The organism is Tardiphaga sp. (genome assembly GCF_041424195.1).
GTDB lineage: Bacteria > Pseudomonadota > Alphaproteobacteria > Rhizobiales > Xanthobacteraceae > Tardiphaga.
Window position 1 is genome coordinate 58406 of the sequence record NZ_JBGMOE010000081.1, and the last position, 20228, is coordinate 78633.

Consider the following 20228-nt stretch of genomic DNA (forward strand, 5'->3'; position numbering starts at 1 on the left):
GGCTCCTGTTTCATGGAATTTTACCAATGTCAGCCCTCGACGCGATTGACCGCAAGATTCTCGCTGCGCTGCAGATCGACAGCCGCATCACCATGCAGCAGCTCGCCGACAAGGTCGGCCTGTCCATATCGCCCTGCCATCGCCGGGTGAAACTGCTGGAAGAACGCGGCGTCGTTACGCGCTACATGGCGCTGGTGGACCAGAAGGCGATCGGGCTTCCGGTCAGTGTCTTCATCTCCATCAAGCTTGTCAGGCAGAAGGAGGAAGACCTCAACCGTTTCGCGAAAGCGATCTCGAAATGGGAGGAGGTGCTGGAATGCTATCTGATGACCGGGAACCGCGACTACCTCTTGCGCGTCGTAGCGGCGGATCTGTCATCCTATGAGGCCTTCCTGAAAAACAAGCTGACCCGGCTCGACGGCATCGCCTCAATCGAATCGAGCTTCGCGCTCAGCCAGGTGAAGTATTCGATTGCGCTGCCGGTGTGAGGGCCCGGAGCTAGCTCGCACGTTTCACCGCGGCGGCGGTACCGCCAGGGGGGCCGACGACACTCTGGTAATGCGCAATCGGCTGCGGACGGCCGATCAGAAAGCCCTGGACCTCCGCACAGCCCTCCGCCGCAAGAAACGACAGTTGGGCAGCGGTCTCGACGCCCTCGGCGATCACCGGAAGCTTCAAGGAGCGGCCGAGCCCGATAATAGCGTGAACAATGGCCGCAGACTGCGTATTGTCCTCGAGCCTGGCGACGAAGGTCTGGTCGATCTTGATCTTGTCGAAGGGGAAGGCCTGCAGATAGCTCAGGCTCGAATAGCCCGTGCCGAAATCGTCCATGGCGACGCGAACGCCCTGCTCCTTGATGGCGCGCAGGATCGCGATGGCGCCAGCAAAGTCGTCAATCAGCACGCCCTCGGTGATCTCGATCTCGACACGCTTTGGGCAGAGACCGGTTTCCGCCAGAACAGCGGCGAGCATCCCCGGTACATCGCCGCGCCGAAAGTTGACCGGCGACAGGTTGATGGCGATCGACAGCGGATTGCCCCAGGTAACCGCCTCGCGACAGGCCTCTCGCACCACCCACTCGTCGATGGCGCCGATCAGACCGGTCTCCTCCGCCAGCGGAATGAACACCGCCGGCGAGATCATGCCGCGCTCGGGATGCCGCCAGCGCAGCAGAACCTCGAAGGCAACGATGGCTCCCTCGGTGGTCGCCTGCGGCTGGAAATAGAGCTGGAATTGCTTGTTCTCGATCGCAACCACGAGATCCCGCTGCAGCAATCGCTTCTCGCGGATGTGCTGATCCATCGCAGCCTCGAAGAAGCGGATGGTGCCGCGCTCCTCGGCCTTGGCGCGATCGAGCGCCAGATCGGCATGCGCAATGAGAGCTTCAGTATCCTGGCCATCCTGCGGATAGACCGAGATGCCGATGCTACAGCGAACATTGATATGCTGGCTGCCGATCTGAAACGTATTGTCGAGAATGCCCGACAACCGCGCACAGAGATCTTCCGCTGTTTGCGGCTCCGCACCGAGATGAGACACGATCGAGAAGATATCGCCGCTCGGCCGTGCCAGAAATGCACCGTTGCAGGCATGCGCCAGTCGCTTCGCCAGTTCGGCCAGTACGGCGTCGCCGGTGGCCTGGCCATATACATCATTTGTCTCCCTGAAGCGATCGATGTCGATCCGCGCGATGGCGAACGAGCCATGCCCGGCCGACGCTTCGCTGAAGACGCGCGCCAGATGCTCGTTGAAGGCAACACGATTGGGAAGATCGGTGATCGGATCGTGCCGCGCGAGATGCACGATCCGCGCTTCGCTGAGTTTGCGGTCAGTGATATCGGCATGGGTCACGACCCAGCCGCCATTCTGCATCGGGCTGAAGCGCACGTTGATCGTGCGCCCATCCGGCAATTCGGCGTTCTGGCTGCTCGGCACGCGATCCGCGATCGCCGCCCGCAGCTTCGTCTCATGATCATCCATATCGACGAACAGCATGCCTGCGGCCGCGCGCAGCGCCAGCACCTGATCCACAGTCGCGCCGACGAGCATTTTCTCCGGCGGGATATTGTACATGCGCATGTAGCTCTCGTTCCACAATTCGAGCAGGCCATCGGCGCTATACATGCATAGCCCCTGCCCCATATTGTTGAGCGCCGCATCGAGCTGCAAATTGCGCTTGCTTATGCTGCGGCGGGTACGCTGATCCGAGATAGCGACAATCAGGCCTGCGATGACGATCGTGGCCGTAAAGGCCGCAATCGCCAGCGACAATTCGATTGGCGACAGCAGGCTCCCGCTGGCCGCCGCCTCAGCCCGGTAGACGAGATCGACAGCGCCCATCGCCACGAAGTGATGAACACTGATGGCCAGTGTCAGGAGTAGCGCGGCAAGGAGGAGTTTGGCCGGACCGTCGCTGCGCTGCGCGACGAGCACGGCCCCCGCGCCAAGCAGCACACTGAACAGGATCGAGGCCACGACCATATCGGGCAGCCACACGATGGTGGCGGGAATCCGCAGCGACGCCATGCCCATATAGTGCATGCAGGCGATGCCGATTCCGATCAGCGATCCGCCGGTCAGTGCGCCCTGCCGCGTCTGCCCGAATAGCGCCACCGCAAAGCCGGCAGTGGTCATCACCGTCGCTGCCACCAGCGAACACGCCGTGATGATCAGATCATAGTTAATCGCAAAGCCCGGCGTGTAGGCCAGCATAGCAATGAAGTGCGTCGCCCATGTACCGAAGCCGGTGACGAAGCCGGCGGTCATCAGCCAAGCCAGACGCGTATCGGGCGATGACGTTCGCGCACGTGTGAACAGATTGACTGCAGCGAAGCTGGTGAGGAAGCATACCGCAGCCGCCAGCAGGACCTGCCGCCAGTCATGCTGCAACTCGATGCAATTCCAGACCCGTAGCATAAGGATACCAACATATGACGAGGTATGAAAGCATAGCGCGTGCGGCGTTCAGAATGTTTAAAACTCGCGCAAAACGTGCGTGGAAAAGGTGTTATTCTTAAGCTTCGATAAAGCCGGACATGTGCTTGGTATCATCCTCCATGTTTGCAGAAATATGTGCAACACATTCGGATATAGCTACCGCAAGCGCCATGGCTCAGGGAAAATCGGGCGCCGGGGACAATCTGTTTCGTTCAACAGCTTGTCGCTACGCGCTCGGATAAGGTTCTGCCGGCACGGTGACCTGCGCGCGACGCACGCGTTCGCGATGTGCGGTGTAGACACCGCTGGCGATGATGACCGCAGCACCTGCAAAGGTCACCGCATCAGGCACTTCGCCGAACACGAAGAAGCCGATCAGCGTCACCCACACCAGCTGGACGTAAGAGAATGGTGCCAGCACCGATGCGTCCGCATAGCGGAACGCCTGCACCACGATCCAGTGACCGATCGTGGCCGCAGATCCGATGCCAACGCCGAGCGCGATCTGTGTCCAGGTGGGTACGATCCAGTAGAACGGCACGATGACGCTGAGCACCAGAAAGCCGGTGATCGCCGAAAACGCCATCGTGGTGATCGCGCGGTCAGCGCCACTGATCTTCCGGGTCAGCACCAACGCGGTGGCCCATCCCAACGCGGAAATGATCGGAAAGATCGTGCCAGGCTGAAAAGCCGCGGTGCCGGGCCGCACGATGATCAACACGCCCAGAAGCCCGACGATGGTGGCGGTCCAGCGGCGCAGACCAACCTTCTCCCCAAGGAACAGAACCGAAAGTCCCGTGACGAACAGCGGCGAGATGAAACCGGTCGCCGTCGCCTCCGCGATCGGCAGATAGCCGAGCGCCATGATGAAGAAGATCGACGAACACAACAGGCCCAGCCCGCGAAACACCTGTAGCAGCGGGCGCGTCGAGCGCATCGCATTGCCCGATGCCGGCGCCAGCACGATCGGCAGCAGGATCAGAACGAACACCAGAAACCGGATCCAGGCAATTTCCACCGATGGCATGCCTGTGCGCGACAGATATTTCGCCATCGCGTCCGATGAGGCCAGAAACGCCGTCGAGCAAATGATCATCAGGATGCCGTGCAGCGGCCGGTCGGTATGGCGATGGGCCGATACACGGGCAGCAGTCTTCGGCGGCGGAACATGGCTTGTCACGAGCGGGGACCAATATGCGGGCTCGTCGAAGCATGCGAGCCGAATCGAATACAGCTCACAAAACGACGATCACGATGCCGGGACAACTGCCGATATCAGGACACGGATATGCACGCAGGCAAAAATCCATGTCGGCTGATGGATCGGCTGGCCAGAGTGCGGCGCAGCATCGATCTTACCGCTACCCTAGAGCATCGGCAGACTGGAAGGCTCCCGGCCGCGCGGAAATGCCTTTTCAATATCAGCCAGTTCGGCTGCGCTGAGCGTCAATGCACTCGCCGCCGCGTTGTCCGCGGCATGAGTGGACGACGAGGCCTTCGGAATTGCGAAGACCGATGGTTGGCGGATCAGGAAGGCCAGCGCTACCTGCCGTGGCGTGGCCTGATGCGCATCGGCGATTTGCTGCAGGATTTTGCCGCCCGGCGAGCGGGCCGACGGAAAATCATTATGACCGAACGGCGAATAGGCCACGACGGCAACGCCATGTCTCTCGCACCACGGGATCACACGGTGTTCGATGGCGCGCTCCTGCAGATGATAGAGTACCTGATTGCAGGCGATGGCACCCTTGCCTGCGAGTTTTGACAACTCATTGAGATCGTCGGCGTCGAAATTGCTGACGCCCCAGGACGCAATCTTGCCGGCCGCCTTCAAATCTCCAAAGGCGGCGACAGTCTCGGCAAGCGGAACCTGACCGCGCCAATGCAGCAGGTAGCAATCGAGCCGGTCGGTCCCCAGCCGCTTCAGCGAGCGCTCGCAGGCGGCGATGGTGCCCTTTCGCGATGCGTTGCTCGGCAGAACCTTGGAAACCAGGAATACCTCGTCGCGACGGCCGGCGATGGCCTCTGCGATCACGAGCTCGGCGTCGCCATACATTTCGGCCGTGTCGATATGGCTCATGCCGGCATCGAGGCCGGCCTGCAGCGCCCTGACCGCCGCAGCGCGATCACTGTGGTCGATATACCAGGTGCCCTGCCCGATGACTGACACGTCGCGCTTGGTTTGGCCGAATGGATTGTGTCGCATGGTGCGCCTCCGCCTCCCGCGGCAATGAGGCACACGGGAGTGGACTTTAGCGCATCAATTCAGAGGAGTCAGTGGCTGATCATCCACGGCCGCGCTGTCGGGAAGCTCTTGGCGCCCGAGCGGGTCTGCTTCACCAGCCGCGACGGCTTCTTGCCGGAACAGCAGCCGCAACCGGCCCCATGCGACGCCTTGTACTCCGCCGATGTCTTCGGCGCATTGCGGCTGCGCTCGTTAGTGGCGTGGGCCTTGCGCTTGTCAGAGGGCATGCAGAAGAACGCTGGTGCGGTCAGGATCACGCGCGGTGCCTGTGTCGCGCAATGCGGGCAGTCCTGCGGATCGTCGCATTCGGCCATCGGCCGCGTGTCGGTGAACGGGCCGCAATCGTCGCACAGATATTCATAGACCGGCATGGCGCTTCACTCTCGTTCGCACATCAGGAAAAAGTGGCTACGGGGCTGTGACTCCCACCCCGCAGCCGAGTTGACCGCGTTACTTGTCCGGCGAGAGCGGCATCTGGATGTCGCCCTTGATGTGTTTGACGGGTCCGGCCGACGACGGATTGATGTCGAAATCGAAAATCTGCGTCGGCAACCACAGCGTGGCGCAGGCATTGGGCACGTCGACGACGCCGGAGATGTGGCCCTGCACCGGCGCGGTGCCGAGGATCGAATAGGCCTGCGCGCCGGAATAGCCGAACTTCTTGAGATACTCGATGGCGTTCAAACAGGCCTGGCGATAGGCGATGTGTACGTCGAGATAGTGCTGTTTGCCCTGCTCGTCGACGGAGATGCCTTCGAAGATCAGGAAGTCATTGTAGTTCGGCGTCATCGGCGACGGCTTGAACACCGGGTTCTTGATGCCGTATTTCGACACGCCGTCCTTGATGACATCGACCTTGATGTGCAGCCACCCGGCCATCTCGATGGCGCCGCAGAAGGTGATTTCGCCGTCGCCCTGGCTGAAGTGCAGATCGCCCATGGAGAGACCGCCGCCGGGGACATAGACCGGGAAATAGACCTTGGAGCCACGCGACAGATCCTTGATGTCGCAATTGCCGCCATGTTCGCGCGGCGGCACGGTGCGCGCGCCTTCCGCCGCGGCCTTCTCCTTTGCCTCACCCTTCAGCCGGCCCATATGGGCGGTCGGGCCGAATGGCGGATTGGCAAGGCCGGGCACGCGGGTCGGGTTGGTGGCAATCAGTGCGGTCTCGCGCTCGTTCCAGGTGGCGAGCAGTTTCGGATCGGGCAGACAGCCGATCAGGCCGGGATGGATCAGCCCTGCGAAGTTCACGCCCGGGATATGACGCGACGAGGTGTACATGCCCTTGAAGTCCCAGATCGACTTCTGCGCTTCCGGGAAGTGATCGGTGAGAAAGCCGCCGCCATTCTGCTTGGAGAAGAAGCCGTTGAAGCCCCACAGCGACTCTTTCATGGGGCCGACATCCAGCAGATCGACCACCAGAAGATCGCCGGGCTCCGCTCCCTTGACGCCGATCGGGCCCGACAGGAAGTGCACGATCGACAGATCGATATCGCGCACGTCGTCGGCCGAGTCATTGTTCTTGATGAAGCCGCCGGTCCAGTCATAGGTCTCGACGATGAAGTCATCGCCCGGATTGACCCACGCCACCATGGGAATGTCCGAATGCCAGCGGTTATGAATCATGTCGTTGTCGTAGGCCGATTGCGTGAGATCGACCTTGATGAGTGTTTCTGGCATTCAATGCTCCCCTTCGGTTACTGGTCCTGGTGGTTGAACGTAAGGCTGGTTAGACGGACAGGTATTTTGCGATCTGTGCGGCATCGATGCCTTCGCGCGCTTCGTCGCGAACGATTTCGCCATTCTCGATCACCAGCACCCGGTCGGCGACGTCGAGCGCGAAGCTCAGCACCTGTTCGGAGACGATGATCGACAGACCCCTGGTGTCGCGGATGTGCTTCAGCGTCCGCGCCATGTCCTTGATGATCGACGGCTGGATGCCTTCGGTGGGCTCATCCAGCAGCAGCACCTTGGGCTTGGTGGCGAGCGCGCGTGCAATGGCGAGCTGCTGCTGCTGACCGCCGGAGAGATTGCCGCCGCGGCGCCCCTTCATCTCCAGCAGCACCGGGAACAGCTCGTAGAGATCGCCGGGCACTTCCTTCTCGCCGGAGGCGACAAGGCCGGTCTCGATATTCTCCTTCACCGTCATGTGGGAGAAGATCATGCGACCCTGCGGCACGTAAGCGAGGCCGCGCGCGACGCGCTCATAGCTCTTCAGCGCGCCGAGCTCCTTGCCTTCCATGGTCACCGAGCCCGACTTGGTCGGCACGATGCCCATCAGCGATTTCATCAGCGTGGTCTTGCCCATGCCGTTGCGGCCCATGATGGCCACGATTTCGTTGGGCTGCACCGAAACGTTCAAGCCGTGCAGAACTTCGCTCTGTCCGTAGGCGACGTGGAGATCGTTAATGGCGAGCATGGTGATCTCCTCAATGACCCAGATAGACTTCGATGACCTTGGGATCGTTCTGGACCTTCTCCATGGTGCCTTCGGACAGGATCTGTCCCTGATGCAGCACGGTCACCTTATGGGCGATGTCCTCGACGAATTTCATGTCGTGTTCGATCACCAGCACCGAACGATTCTTGATGATCGTGTTCAACAACTCCGCAGTCTTCATGCGCTCGCTCACGCTCATGCCGGCGACGGGCTCGTCGAGCATCAAGAGGTCCGGATCCTGGATCAGCAGCATGCCGATCTCGAGCCACTGTTTCTGGCCATGCGAGAGCACATCGGCATACATGTCGAGACGATCCTTCAGGAAGATCATCTCGGCGACCTCCTCGACGCGCTCGCGCACCGCAGCATCGCGCTTGAACATCAGCGAGCCGAATACCGAGCGTCCGCGCGGATAGGAGATCTCCAGATTCTCGAACACCGTGAGATCGTCATAGACGGACGGCGTCTGGAACTTGCGGCCGACACCAGCCTGCACGATCTGGTTCTCCTTGAGCTTGGTGAGCTCCTTGCCGCGGAACTGCACCGACCCCGACGTGGCTTTGGTCTTGCCGCAAATCAGGTCGAGCACCGTGGTCTTGCCGGCACCGTTGGGGCCGATGATGACGCGGATCTCGTTCTCCTCGACATAGAACGAGAGATCGTTCACCGCCTTGAAACCGTCGAAGGAAACGGTGAGCCCTTCGACTGCGAGCAGAAAGTCCTTGGGCTGATGACCGACAAGCATGACGTGTCCCCTTATTCAGCCGGCGCGCCGTCGGCGGTGGATTTGATGGCCCAGGCTTTTCGCGCCTTCGACGTGCGTAGTGCCAACAGCCGATCGACATGACGCGCCACGTGATCGCGCCAGATGCCGGACAGGCCATTGGGGAAGAACAGCACGACGGCAATGAACAACCCGCCGAGGCCGAACAGCCAGAGTTCCGGGAAGGATTCCGACAGCATCGTCTTGGCGTAGTTGACCAGCAGCGTGCCATAGACGGCGCCGAAGATGGACATACGGCCGCCCACCGCCGTGTAGATCACCATCTCGATCGACGGCACGATGCCGACGAAGGACGGCGACATGAAGCCGACCTGCAGCGTGAACATGGCGCCGCCGATGGCCGCAAACATCGCCGCGGCACAGAAGGCGAAGATCTTGAAATTGGCGACGCTGTAGCCCGAGAACCGCACACGATCTTCCTGCTCACGCATCGCCACCAGGATTCGGCCGAGCTTGGTCAGCCGGATGAACTGCGCAGCGATGATGCAGGCGAACAGCACGAAGACTTCGAAGAAGTAGAGAATGACCTTGGCGTGATCGGTGCGGATGTCCCAGCCGTTCAGCGTGCGCAGGTCGGTCATGCCGTTGATGCCGCCGGTATAGCCCTGCTGGCCGATGATCAGGATGGTGGCGATTGCCGCGATGGCCTGGGTGATGATGGCGAAATAGACGCCGCCGACACGGCGCTTGAACATCGCAGCGCCGATGATGAAGGCCAGCAGCGTCGGCACGACGAGAATGGCGATGATGGTCAGCGGCAGCGAGTGGAACGGCTTCCAGAACATCGGCAGCGACGTGATCTGGTTCCAGTCCATGAAATCCGGAATGCCGGGGGTCGACTGGATCTTGGTATTCTCGACGCTGGAGGCTTCCAGCTTCAGGAACATCGCCATGCAGTAGCCGCCGAGGCCGAAGAACACGCCCTGCCCGAGGCTGAGAATGCCGCCATAGCCCCAGCACATCACAAGGCCGACCGCGACAAAGGCATAGGTCAGATATTTGGCGACGAGGTTGAGACGGAACACATCGAGGAACAGCGGCAGGATCACCGCGAGCAGCAACAGCAGTGACAGGAAACCGATCAGCTCCGAGCGGTTGAAGAAGCGAGAATTGATCATGATGCGTATGCCCTGCTCTGTCTGTACTGCGCGCGCTTACTTGCGAACCTTGAGGGCGAACAGGCCCTGCGGCCGGATCATCAGGATCGCGACGATGGTGAGCAGCGTCAGCACCTTGGCCATCGAGCCGGACATGAAGAACTCCATGGTCGACTGCGCCTGGGAGATGGTGAAGGCCGAGGCAATGGTGCCGAACAGGCTGGCCGCGCCGCCGAACACCACGACAAGGAACGTGTCGACGATATAGAGCTGGCCTGAGGTCGGCCCGGTCGAGCCGATCATCGTGAAAGCGGAGCCGGCGATCCCGGCGATGCCGCAACCGAGGCCGAAGGTGTAGCGGTCAACCTTCTCGGTATTGATACCGACGGCGCCAGCCATCACGCGGTTCTGCACCACGGCACGGACCTGACGACCCCAGCGGGATTTGTACATGATCCAGGCGACGACCATGGTGATCGCCAGTGTCAGGCACATCACGAAGATGCCGTTGATTGGCACTTCGATCGTATCGGTGACCTGTTTGGAGCCCATCATCCATTGCGGCAGCTCGACGCCGACTTCGCGGGCACCGAACACCGAACGATAGGCCTGCTGCAGGATCAGGCTGAGGCCCCAGGTCGCCAGCAACGTGTCGAGCGGGCGCTTGTAGAGATGCCGTATGAGCCCCCATTCGACGAGCATCCCCAGCGCACCGGAGGCAATGAAGGCGAGGACCATGGCGACAAAGAAGTAGCCGGAGAACAGTGACGGCAGGTGGGACTGGAAGAAGCTCGACGTCATCCAGGTGACGTAGGCGCCAAGGATCATGAATTCGCCATGGGCCATGTTGATGACGCCCATCTGGCCGAAGATGATCGCGAGGCCGAGCGCCATCAGGACATAAACTGAAAACAGGATCAGGCCGGCAAAGCCCTGCATTGCAAAGATGGCGCCTAGGTCGCCAATCGAATAGTCGCCGAACATCGATCCGTCCTCCGTCAGGGAAAGGGTCCCGCGCCGCGCGATGAGACGCGACGCGGGGTTGTCGTGCGCGGATAGGTCGTCCGCGCCAGGGAGAAGCTGCGCGGAGACACGCTCCGCACTTGAGGAGGAAGGCTTACTGATAGCCCTTCGGGAACGGATCCGGCTCGATCAGTTCGGGCGTCTCGTAAACCACCTTGAACTGGCCATCGAGCTGGGCCTGGCCGACGCGGGCCTTCGACCACAAATGGTGGTTCGGATGGATCTTGACGTAGCCCTCCGGCGCCTTGGTGAATTCGATGCCGGCAGACGCGGGCGCTATCTTGTCGATATCGAAGGATCCGGCCTTTTCGACCGTCATTTTCCACAGCCAAGGACCGAGATAGGCCGCCTGCGTCACGTCGCCGATCACCGTCTTCTCGCCCCACATCTTCTTGAAGGCGGCGACGAATTCCTTGTTGTTCGGATTATCCAGCGACTGGAAGTACTTCATACAGGCATAGGCGCCCGCGATGTTCTCGCCGCCGATGCCGTCGATCTCGTCCTCGGTGACCGAGATGGTCAGCAGGGTCTGCTTCGACAGGTCGATGCCAGCCGCCTTGAGCTGCTTGTAGAAGGCGACGTTGGAGCCACCGACCACCGCCGCATAGATCACGTCCGGCTTGGTCAGCTTGATCTTGTTGATCACCGAGTTGAACTGGGTGTGGCCGAGCGGGAAGTATTCTTCGCCAGACACCTTGCCGCCGAGCTTGCCCTCGATGTGCTTGCGCGCGATCTTCATCGAGGTGCGCGGCCAGATATAATCCGAACCGATCAGATAGAAGCTCTTGCCGTTCTTGGTCTTGGAGACCCAGTCGAGGCCGGCGAGGATCTGCTGGGTAGCTTCCTGACCGGTATAGATGACGTTCTTGGACTGCTCGAGACCTTCATAGAAGGTCGGATAGTAGAGCATGCCGTTATACTGTTCCATGACCGGCAGCACCGCCTTGCGGGAGGCCGAGGTCCAGCACCCCATGATGGCGGCGACCTTGTCGTTGACCAGGAGCTTCTTGGCCTTTTCGGCGAAGGTCGGCCAGTCCGAGGCGCCGTCTTCCTGGATGAACTTGATCTTGCGGCCGAGCACACCGCCCATGGCGTTGATCTGCTCGATGGCGAGCTTTTCAGCCTGCACCGAGCCGGTTTCCGAGATCGCCATGGTACCGGTGACCGAATGCAGGATGCCGACGGTAACTTCCGTATCGGTCACCGCGAGGCCCGTGGTGTTGATGGCCGAGGTGGCCGGCGCCTGCGCAAAAGATGTGCGCGGAAGCATGGACATTGCTGGCAACGCGGCCATTCCCATCAGCAACTTGCGCCGTAACGGCGACCGCAGGCCCGGTTTCTTCTCGTCTGACATGACAACCCCACTGGTTTGGACGCTTATTGGTGAGGCAAGCATTGCCGAACTTGAGCGCTACCCGGATACGCGAGATCGCGTATACTGCACCGCAAAATGCCGACGTAGATTTTTGCATCACGCAAACATGCGTAGTCGAACAGGGTCAGGAGCGAAGTAGTGGCAGGGCGGCAGCGTATCGACCGCGTCAGACGCCAGTACAACCAATGGGTCGCCAACCAGACCCTGGAAGATTACGCACTCCGCTTCACCGCGAAGAGCGCCCGGCGCTGGTCCGCCGCGCGGGTCGCCAATACGGCCCTCGGCGCCATTTCATTTCTCGCCCTCGAAGCCATCGGCGGCACCATCACCATCAATTACGGCATGACCAACGCCACGGCGGCGATCCTCGTGGTCAGCGTCATCATCTTCTGCTGCGGATTGCCGATCGCCTATCATGCCGCAAAATGCGGCATCGATATTGACCTCCTGACCCGCGGCGCCGGCTTCGGCTATATCGGCTCGACTGTGACGTCGCTGATCTACGCGTCGTTCACCTTCATCTTCTTCGCCATCGAGGCGGTGATTCTCGCCTCCGCGCTGGAGATGTGTTTCGATATTCCGCGCCCCATCGGCTACCTGATTTCGGCCGTGGTCATCATCCCGCTGGTGACCCACGGCATCACGCTGATCAGCCGCTTCCAGCTCTGGACCCAGCCGATCTGGCTGGTGCTCAATCTGCTGCCCTTCGCTGCCATCGCCTATGCGAGCCGCGACTCCTTCGTGGCGTGGACGAAGTTTCCCGGCGATCATGGCAGCGCCGCCGGTCACCTCGATCTCCTGCTGTTCGGCACCGCCGCGTCCGTTGTGTTTTCGCTGGTCGCGCAGATCGGCGAACAGGTCGACTTCCTGCGCTTCCTGCCGCGCGACCGCCGCAGTTCGAAGGCGAGCTGGTGGGTGGCACTGCTCTGTGCCGGACCGGGCTGGATCATTGTCGGCGCCATCAAGCTGCTGGCCGGCTCGTTCCTCGCTTATTTCGCGCTGACCCACGGCGTCTCGGCCGAACACGCCGCCGAGCCCGCGCATATGTATCTCGAAGCCTTTCGCTATGTGCTGTCGCAGCCCGACCTGGCCCTGGCGCTGACCGGTACCTTCGTGATCCTGTCGCAGCTCAAGATCAACGTCACCAACGCCTATGCGGGCTCAATTGCCTGGTCGAACTTCTTCTCGCGCCTCACCCACAGCCATCCCGGCCGCGTGGTCTGGCTGGTGTTCAACGTGCTGGTCGCGTTGCTGCTGATGGAGATCGGCGTCTACAAGGCGCTGGAGCAGACGCTGGCGCTCTATTCCAACGTGGCGATTGCCTGGGTCGGCGCGCTGGTTGCTGATCTGGTCATCAACAAGCCGCTCGGGCTGCGCCCGCAGCAGATGGAGTTCAAGCGCGCGCATCTCTACGACATCAACCCGGTCGGCGTCGGCGCCATGCTCGCCGCCACAGTAATGTCCGTCAGCGCCTTCTATGGATTGTTCGGACCCACGGCCAAAGCGCTATCGCCATTCGTGGCGCTGATCACGGCGCTCGCCACTGCTCCCATCATCGCCTTTGCCACGGGCGGGAAATACTACATCGCCCGCAAGCCGAAACGGGCCTGGCAGAATATGGCGACGATCCAGTGCTGTATCTGCGAACACTCGTTCGAGCCCGAGGACATGGCCCACTGCCCGGCCTATGCGGGCCCCATCTGCTCACTGTGCTGCTCGCTCGATGCCCGCTGTCACGATCTCTGCAAGCCGCATGCGCGGATCGACGCGCAGATGTCCGCAACCTTCGGCAGATTACTGCCGGAGCCGGTTCTGGCGCGGCTCAATTCGCAACTCGGGCATTATCTCGGCGTCTTCGTGATGGCTGCCGGCCTCGTCGGTCTGACGCTGGGACTGATCTATCTGCAAACCTCCGCGGCTGCGCCGGGGGACAGCGCACAGGTCTCGGAAGTGCTGTGGAAAGTGTTCTTCGCGCTGGCGATCATCATTGGCGTGGTGGCATGGCTGTTCGTGCTGGCCAAGCAAAGCCGCCGCGCCGCCGAAGCCGAGACCAGGCGGCAGACCACGTTGCTCATGCAGGAGATCGACGCCCACAAGCGCACCGACGCCGAATTGCAGCGCGCCAAGGAAGTCGCCGAATCCGCCAATCTCGCCAAGAGCCGCTACGTGGTCGGCCTCAGTCATGAACTACGCTCACCGCTCAACGCCATATCAGGCTATGCGCAGCTCCTGGAACAGGACGACAGCCTGCAGACGCGCCCGCGGGATCAGGTTCGCGTCGTCAAGCGCAGCGCCGATCATCTCTCCGGCCTGATCGACGGCATTCTGGATATTTCCAAGATCGAGGCCGGCCGTCTCTATCTATCACGCGACGAAGTCCGCCTGACCGACTTCCTGGATCAGCTCGTCGGCATGTTCCGCCTGCAGGCCGCAGCCAAGGGCATCGACTTCGTGTTCCGGCGGCCCAACATCCTGCCGACCGTGGTCTATGCGGACGAGAAGCGGCTGCGCCAGATCCTGATCAATCTGCTCTCCAACGCGATCAAGTTCACACAGGCCGGCAGTGTTCAGTTCGTGATCCATTATCGAAGCCCGGTCGCCGAATTCGAGATTACCGATACCGGACCAGGCATCCGGCCCGATGATCTCGAACGCATCTTCGCGCCCTTCGAGCGCGGCGCCCTCGGCGCCGCGCAGCCGCATACGGGTACGGGTCTGGGTCTCACGATCTCCAAACTGCTTGCCGGCGTCATGGGCGGCGACATCCGCGTCACCAGCGAGGTCGGCAGCGGCAGCACCTTCCGCGTCAAGATGCTGCTGTCCGAAGTAACCAACCCCACGCGTATCGCGCCGGTGGACGCGCCGATCTATGGCTATCACGGCCCGCGCAAGACCATCCTCATCACCGACGACGATCCGACGCAGCGGGACCTGCTGCGTCAGGTGCTGACACCACTGGGCTTCATCCTGCTCAGCGCGCCGGATGGTCAGGCCTGTCTCGGCCTCGCCCAGCATTGCCGACCCGATCTTTTCCTGCTGGATATTTCCATGGCGGGCATGGACGGCTGGACCGTCGCGGAGAAGCTGCGCTCATCCGGTCACCATCAGGCGCGTATCCTGATGGTCTCGGCCAGCGCGCTGGAAGCCCATGGCGCACCGCTCGCACAGCCGTTCCATGACGGCTATCTGATGAAGCCCATCGAACTGCCGCGGCTGCTGGAACAGATCGGACAACTCCTGAAGATCGAATGGCAATACGAACGCGACGAAGTGGCACCGCTGCCGCAATGGACACCACATAGCGGTGCCCGCCCGCCCGTGCATCATGTGGAGGAGCTCATCAGCCTCGGCCAGATGGGCCACATCCGCGCCATCCAGATGAAACTCGACGAAATCGGCAACAATCACCCCGAACATGGCGATTTCGTCGCGCAGATGCGCTCGCTGATCGACCGCTTCGACCTCGATCAATACATGGCCACCTTGAAGACGCTGTACACCTATGACCACTGACAACAAAAAACGCGACGTCGCGCTGGTGGTCGATGACTCGCCGGAAACATTGCGGCTGCTGACCGATGCGCTGGACGGCGCCGGCATGACCGTGATGGTGGCCATGGACGGCGCCGCCGCCATGCGCATCGTCGAGCAGATCACGCCGGACATCATCCTGCTCGATGCTGTGATGCCGGGGATCGACGGCTTCGAGACCTGCCGCCGGCTGAAGCGCGATGCCGGCCTCGGCGACGTGCCGGTGATCTTCATGACCGGGCTCTCCGAGACCGAACACATCGTGCGCGGGCTCGAGGCCGGCGGTGTCGATTACGTCACCAAGCCCATCGTGATCGAGGAAATGCTGGCGCGCATCCGCGTCCATCTTGCCAATGCACGGCTGACGCAGAGCGCGCGCACCGCGCTCGATGTCTCCGGTCGCTTCCTTCTCGCGGTGAGCGGCAAGGGGAACATCCTGTGGGCCACGCCGCAGGCGCAGAAGCTGCTCAACGATCACCTGATCGCAGCGCCTGACGATGAACTGCTGCTGCCCCCGGTGATGCTGCAATGGCTCGAGCAGATGCAACGGCCGGGCGCCAAGCCGGCGTCGTCATCGGGCTTTCCGAACAACGAGCTATTGCGTCTGCAATATATGGGGAAAGTCGGCTCCGACGAATTCCTGCTGCGGCTCGCCAAGGAAAACGCGCCAACCGCTCCCGCCGAATTCAGCAAGGAGCTCGGCCTCACCGGCCGCGAGGGCGAGGTGCTGTCCTGGCTCAGCAAGGGCAAGAGCAACCGCGATATCGCGCAGATCCTCGGCCTCTCACCGCGCACGGTCGACAAGCATCTCGAGCAGATCTACGCCAAGCTCGGCGTCGAGAACCGCACCGCCGCTGCGGCCATTGCGGTGAATGCGAGTCATAGGCGGCAATAGCCCCGGCGTGGCATTCGGGTAGTTCGACGCCTCTTCCATCAAGTTGATAGTGCACTGCACGCGCGATAGCCCCGCGCAGGCAAACGCGTCGCTGCGAACGAATTCGCTATTGACAAACTTTTTCGCCAATATCTAATTTAGCAAAACAGAGAATGAATGGCCCGACACGAGGCCGCATTGGGGAGAAAAACACATGACACGCCAGTTCCTGGTGTGCGCAGCTGCGCTCACGCTTTGGACATCTGCCGCCTCCGCTCAGGTCTCCGACGACGTCGTTCGCATCGGTGTCCTCACCGATCTCTCAAGCTGGGGGCGTGACAATAGCGGTCCCGGTTCGGTCGAAGCCGCCAAGATGGCGCTCGAGGAATTCGGCCCGACCGTTCTAGGGAAACCGATCGAGATCATCAGCGCCGATCACCAGATGAAGTCTGACGTCGGGATCCAGATCGCGCGCAACTGGTTCGACGCCGGCAAGGTCGATGCCGTTGTCGATATCCCGAACTCCGCCATCGCTATCGCGGTACACAATCTCGCGAAGGACCGTAACAAGATCGCGTTGCTCTCCGGCCCGGGCGCAAGCACGCTCACGGATGAGCTGTGCAGCCCGAATACAGTCCACTTCACCTACGACACCTACGCGCTCGCGAAGGTGACCGCCTCCGCCGTAGTCGCCGGCGGTGGCAAGTCATGGTTCTTCATCACGGCCGACTACGCCTTCGGCAATCAGCTTGAACAGGACGCAACGCGCTTCATCAAGGCGAGCGGCGGCACCGTGCTTGGCAGCGTTCGTCATCCGACCAACACCGCCGACTTCTAATCCTTTGCGCTACAGGCACAGAACTCGAAGGCCGAAGTCGTTGCTTTCGCCAATGCCGGCCAGGACACCGATAATTCCATCAAGCAGTCTGGCGAATTCGGTCTCGTCAAGGGCGGCCAGAAACTGGTCGGCCTGCTGATGTTCGACACCGATGTCCATGCAATCGGACTGGAGGCGGCCCAAGGCACCTATCTCACCACGGCGTCGTACTGGAACATGGACGACAAGACGCGGGCCTGGTCGAAGAAATTCTACGAGCGCACCAAGGTGATGCCGACCATGATCCAGACCGGCGTCTATGGCTCGGTGCTGCATTATCTCAAGGCCATCAAGGCTGCAGGCACCGACGATCCGGCCAAGGTGATGGCCAAGATGCGCGAATTGCCCATCGAGGACACGTTCGTCCATGGCGGAAAGCTGCGTGAGGACGGCCGTGTCATCCGCGACATGTATCTGGCCCGCGTCAAGAAGCCGTCGGAATCCAAGGAGCCGTGGGACTATCTCGACATCGTCAAGACCGTGAAGGGCGACGACGCGTTCCGGCCCGTCTCTGAATCGAAATGCCCGTTGCTGAAGAAGTAAGGTCTCATGGCTGTTGATCCCAAGGCGAATATCGAACTCTACGAATGCGACGTGCTGGTCGCCGGCTCCGGTTGTTCCGGCATGTCGGCGGCGATCACCGCCAAACATAGCGGGCTCGATGTTCTGATCGTCGAAAAGGAGCCGCGGTTCGGTGGCACAACCGCGCGCTCCGGCGGCTGGCTCTGGATCCCGGGCACATCGCTGGCGCGCGCCTGGGGCATCAATGAGAGCCCCGATGAGGCGCGCACCTATCTGCGCCATGAAGCCGGCAACAGTTATGACGCCGCACGCGTCGATGCGTTTCTCGCCGCAGGGCCCGAGGCCATCGACTTCTTCACCACCAAGACGGCGGTGCGCTTCGATATGCCGCTGACCTTTCCCGATTACGACGCGGAAGCGCCCGGCGGCAAACAGGGCGGCCGTTCCATGGTAGCGCGGCCGTTCGACGGGCGCGAACTCGGCGACCACATCAAGGACCTCGGCGCGCCGCTGCCCGAACTGACGGTGTTCGGCATCATGCTCGGCTCCGGCAAGGACATCATCCATTTCATGCGTGCGACGAAGTCACTGACCTCGGCGGTCTATGTCGCCAAGCGGCTGTCGAGGCATTTCATGCACGTGCTGCGCTATGGCCGCGGCATGACCCTGACGAACGGCAACGCCCTTGCCGGCCGTCTCGCCAAATCCGCCTTCGATCTCAAGATTCCGCTCTGGCTATCGTCCCCGGTGCGTGAACTGATCATCGAGAACGGCGCGGTCCGCGGTGCCATCGTCGAGCGCGACGGCAAGCGTATCCGCATCTTCGCACGCCGCGGCGTGGTACTTGCCTGCGGCGGCTTCCCGCATGACATCGAACGGCGCAAGGCGATGTTTCCGCACGCACCCACGGGGCGCGAGCACACGTCGCCGGGCCCGACCTGCAATACCGGAGATGGCCTTCGTCTGGCAGAGTCCGCTGGCGGCCGGGTCGAGGACTCGCTGCCGAACGCCGCCGCCTGGGTGCCTGTCTCGGTCACCCATCGCAAGGACGGCAGCAAGGGCGTGATGCCGCATTTCATCGACCGTGCCAAGCCCGGCGTGATCGCCGTGATGCGCGACGGCGCCCGCTTCGCCAATGAGGGCAATTCCTATCACACCTTCGTCCAGCAGATGATGAAAGCCGCGAAACCAGGTGAGGAGATTGCGGCCTGGCTCGTCTGCGATCACCGCGCTCTCAGGCAATACGGGCTCGGCGCCGTGCCGCCCTTCCCGATGCCGATCGGCCAGTATCTGAATTCCGGCTATCTCATCAAAGGAGATACACTCGAACAGCTCGCGAGCAAGGCCGGCATCGACGCGGGCGGCTTCGTCACCACCGTCGCGCAATTCAACAACACCGCCGCCGAAGGCCGCGATCCCGCCTATGGCAAGGGCTCGCGCGCCTATAACCGCTATCAGGGCGACGCCAACCATGGGCCCAACCCCTGCGTCGCGCCGATCGAACAGGGGCCGTTCTATGCCATCAAGATGGTGATCGGCGATCTCGGCACTTACGCCGGCATCAGGACCGATGCGCAGGCACGGGCACTCGATGCCGGCGGTCAGGTGATCAACGGTCTCTATGCAGCCGGCAACGACATGGCGAGCATCATGGGCGGCAACTATCCCGGCGCGGGTATCACGCTCGGCCCCGCGCTCACCTTCGGCTATATCGCCGGCCGCCATCTCGCCGGCATGCCGGTGAAGGCAGCATGATGGCCAGCTTCGCCCCCGATCTGCTGAAGGACCAGTTGGCTCTTGTCACCGGTGCCGGCGCGGGCAACGGCCGCGCCATTGCAGTGGGTCTGGCCGCGCATGGCGCCGATGTCATCGTGGCCGACATCGACGACGACAGCGCCGCACGCACGGCGCGCGAGATTGCAGCCACCGGGCGGAGGTCGTGGCATCACCATCTCGACGTCACCGACGTCGATGCCTGCCAGCAGCTCGCACAGACCATCAAGGCGAGCGCCGGCGATATCTCGATCCTGATCAACAATGCCGGCATCATCATTCGCGAAGGCATCGATTCCGAGCGCGCGGTTGAGAACTGGCGGCGCGTACTCGACGTCAACCTCAATGGCGTGTTCAACGTCACCCATGCGTTTCTGCCGGCATTGCGCGCGCGACGCGGCAGCGTGATCAATCTTGGCTCCATCGCCTCTTTCGTCGGAGTTGCAGATACGCTCGGCTATTCGCCCTCCAAGGGCGGCGTGAAGCTTCTGACACAGGCACTGGCGCGCGAACTTGCCAGGGACGGCGTGCGCGTCAATGCCATCGCGCCGGGCGTGATCGAGACGGCCATGACCGAGGCAACGCGCAACGATCCCGCACGGCTGGCCGGCTTCCTCGGCCGCACGCCGCTGGGCCGCGTCGGCCAGCCCGATGAGCTGATCGGCCCCGTGGTCTTCCTCGCCTCCCCCATGGCGTCCTATGTCACGGGCGCGACCTTGCCAGTGGATGGAGGCTTCCTGGCCGTGTAGT

15 protein-coding genes and 1 pseudogene are annotated in these 20228 nt (G+C 61.9%); 6 read left to right on the forward strand and 10 right to left on the reverse strand.

Features of this window, described 5'->3' with window-relative positions:
* Nucleotides 1–26: 26 nt before the first annotated feature.
* Nucleotides 27–488 (forward strand): Lrp/AsnC family transcriptional regulator, encoded by a 462-nt coding sequence (locus ACEK02_RS13170; protein WP_371422135.1) that lies wholly within the window; start codon nucleotides 27–29, stop codon nucleotides 486–488.
* Between the two features lie 10 nt (nucleotides 489–498).
* On the opposite strand, the gene ACEK02_RS13175 is transcribed toward ACEK02_RS13170, so the two are convergent.
* The 10 genes from ACEK02_RS13175 to urtA form a co-directional block, all read right to left on the reverse strand.
* Nucleotides 499–2916, reverse strand: a complete 2418-nt coding sequence (locus tag ACEK02_RS13175) for an EAL domain-containing protein (RefSeq protein ID WP_371422136.1) — start codon at nucleotides 2914–2916, stop codon at nucleotides 499–501.
* A gap of 247 nt (nucleotides 2917–3163) precedes the next feature.
* A complete protein-coding gene (locus tag ACEK02_RS13180; protein ID WP_371422137.1) occupies nucleotides 3164–4117 on the reverse strand; it encodes a DMT family transporter in 954 nt (317 codons plus the stop codon).
* Nucleotides 4118–4303: 186 nt separating this feature from the next.
* Complete coding sequence (locus ACEK02_RS13185; protein ID WP_371422138.1) at nucleotides 4304–5143, reverse strand: aldo/keto reductase; 840 nt, start codon at nucleotides 5141–5143, stop codon at nucleotides 4304–4306.
* 68 nt (nucleotides 5144–5211) lie between these two features.
* Nucleotides 5212–5553, reverse strand: a complete 342-nt coding sequence (locus tag ACEK02_RS13190) for a zinc ribbon domain-containing protein (protein WP_371422139.1) — start codon at nucleotides 5551–5553, stop codon at nucleotides 5212–5214.
* 79 nt (nucleotides 5554–5632) lie between these two features.
* Nucleotides 5633–6862, reverse strand: a complete 1230-nt coding sequence (gene fmdA / locus ACEK02_RS13195) for a formamidase (protein WP_371422140.1) — start codon at nucleotides 6860–6862, stop codon at nucleotides 5633–5635.
* Nucleotides 6863–6911: 49 nt separating this feature from the next.
* On the reverse strand, nucleotides 6912–7601 hold the full coding sequence (gene urtE / locus ACEK02_RS13200; RefSeq protein WP_371422141.1) for an urea ABC transporter ATP-binding subunit UrtE: 690 nt from the start codon (nucleotides 7599–7601) through the stop codon (nucleotides 6912–6914).
* A 10-nt stretch (nucleotides 7602–7611) separates the two neighbouring features.
* Complete coding sequence (gene urtD / locus ACEK02_RS13205; RefSeq protein ID WP_371422142.1) at nucleotides 7612–8367, reverse strand: urea ABC transporter ATP-binding protein UrtD; 756 nt, start codon at nucleotides 8365–8367, stop codon at nucleotides 7612–7614.
* 11 nt (nucleotides 8368–8378) lie between these two features.
* Nucleotides 8379–9524 carry an urea ABC transporter permease subunit UrtC gene (urtC, locus tag ACEK02_RS13210; protein WP_371422143.1) on the reverse strand — a complete coding sequence of 382 codons (1146 nt, stop codon included), beginning with the start codon at nucleotides 9522–9524 and terminating at the stop codon, nucleotides 8379–8381.
* A 36-nt stretch (nucleotides 9525–9560) separates the two neighbouring features.
* Nucleotides 9561–10487 (reverse strand): urea ABC transporter permease subunit UrtB, encoded by a 927-nt coding sequence (gene urtB / locus ACEK02_RS13215; RefSeq protein ID WP_371422144.1) that lies wholly within the window; start codon nucleotides 10485–10487, stop codon nucleotides 9561–9563.
* 133 nt (nucleotides 10488–10620) lie between these two features.
* Nucleotides 10621–11880, reverse strand: a complete 1260-nt coding sequence (urtA, locus tag ACEK02_RS13220; protein WP_371422145.1) for an urea ABC transporter substrate-binding protein — start codon at nucleotides 11878–11880, stop codon at nucleotides 10621–10623.
* 159 nt (nucleotides 11881–12039) lie between these two features.
* Here urtA and ACEK02_RS13225 point away from each other — a divergent pair, with 159 nt between their 5' ends.
* The 5 genes and pseudogenes from ACEK02_RS13225 (at nucleotide 12040) to ACEK02_RS13245 (ending at nucleotide 20227) form a co-directional block, all read left to right on the forward strand.
* Complete coding sequence (locus ACEK02_RS13225; protein WP_371422146.1) at nucleotides 12040–15414, forward strand: ATP-binding protein; 3375 nt, start codon at nucleotides 12040–12042, stop codon at nucleotides 15412–15414.
* A complete protein-coding gene (locus ACEK02_RS13230; RefSeq protein WP_371422147.1) occupies nucleotides 15404–16327 on the forward strand; it encodes a response regulator in 924 nt (307 codons plus the stop codon). The genes ACEK02_RS13225 and ACEK02_RS13230 overlap by 11 nt, the downstream gene beginning before the upstream one ends.
* Before the next feature lie 193 nt (nucleotides 16328–16520).
* Nucleotides 16521–17726: pseudogene (locus ACEK02_RS13235) on the forward strand (ABC transporter substrate-binding protein).
* A 6-nt stretch (nucleotides 17727–17732) separates the two neighbouring features.
* Nucleotides 17733–19460 carry an FAD-dependent oxidoreductase gene (locus tag ACEK02_RS13240; RefSeq protein WP_371422148.1) on the forward strand — a complete coding sequence of 576 codons (1728 nt, stop codon included), beginning with the start codon at nucleotides 17733–17735 and terminating at the stop codon, nucleotides 19458–19460.
* On the forward strand, nucleotides 19457–20227 hold the full coding sequence (locus tag ACEK02_RS13245) for an SDR family NAD(P)-dependent oxidoreductase (protein WP_371422149.1): 771 nt from the start codon (nucleotides 19457–19459) through the stop codon (nucleotides 20225–20227). Before ACEK02_RS13240 ends, ACEK02_RS13245 begins: the two co-directional genes overlap by 4 nt.
* Nucleotide 20228: the final 1 nt, after the last annotated feature.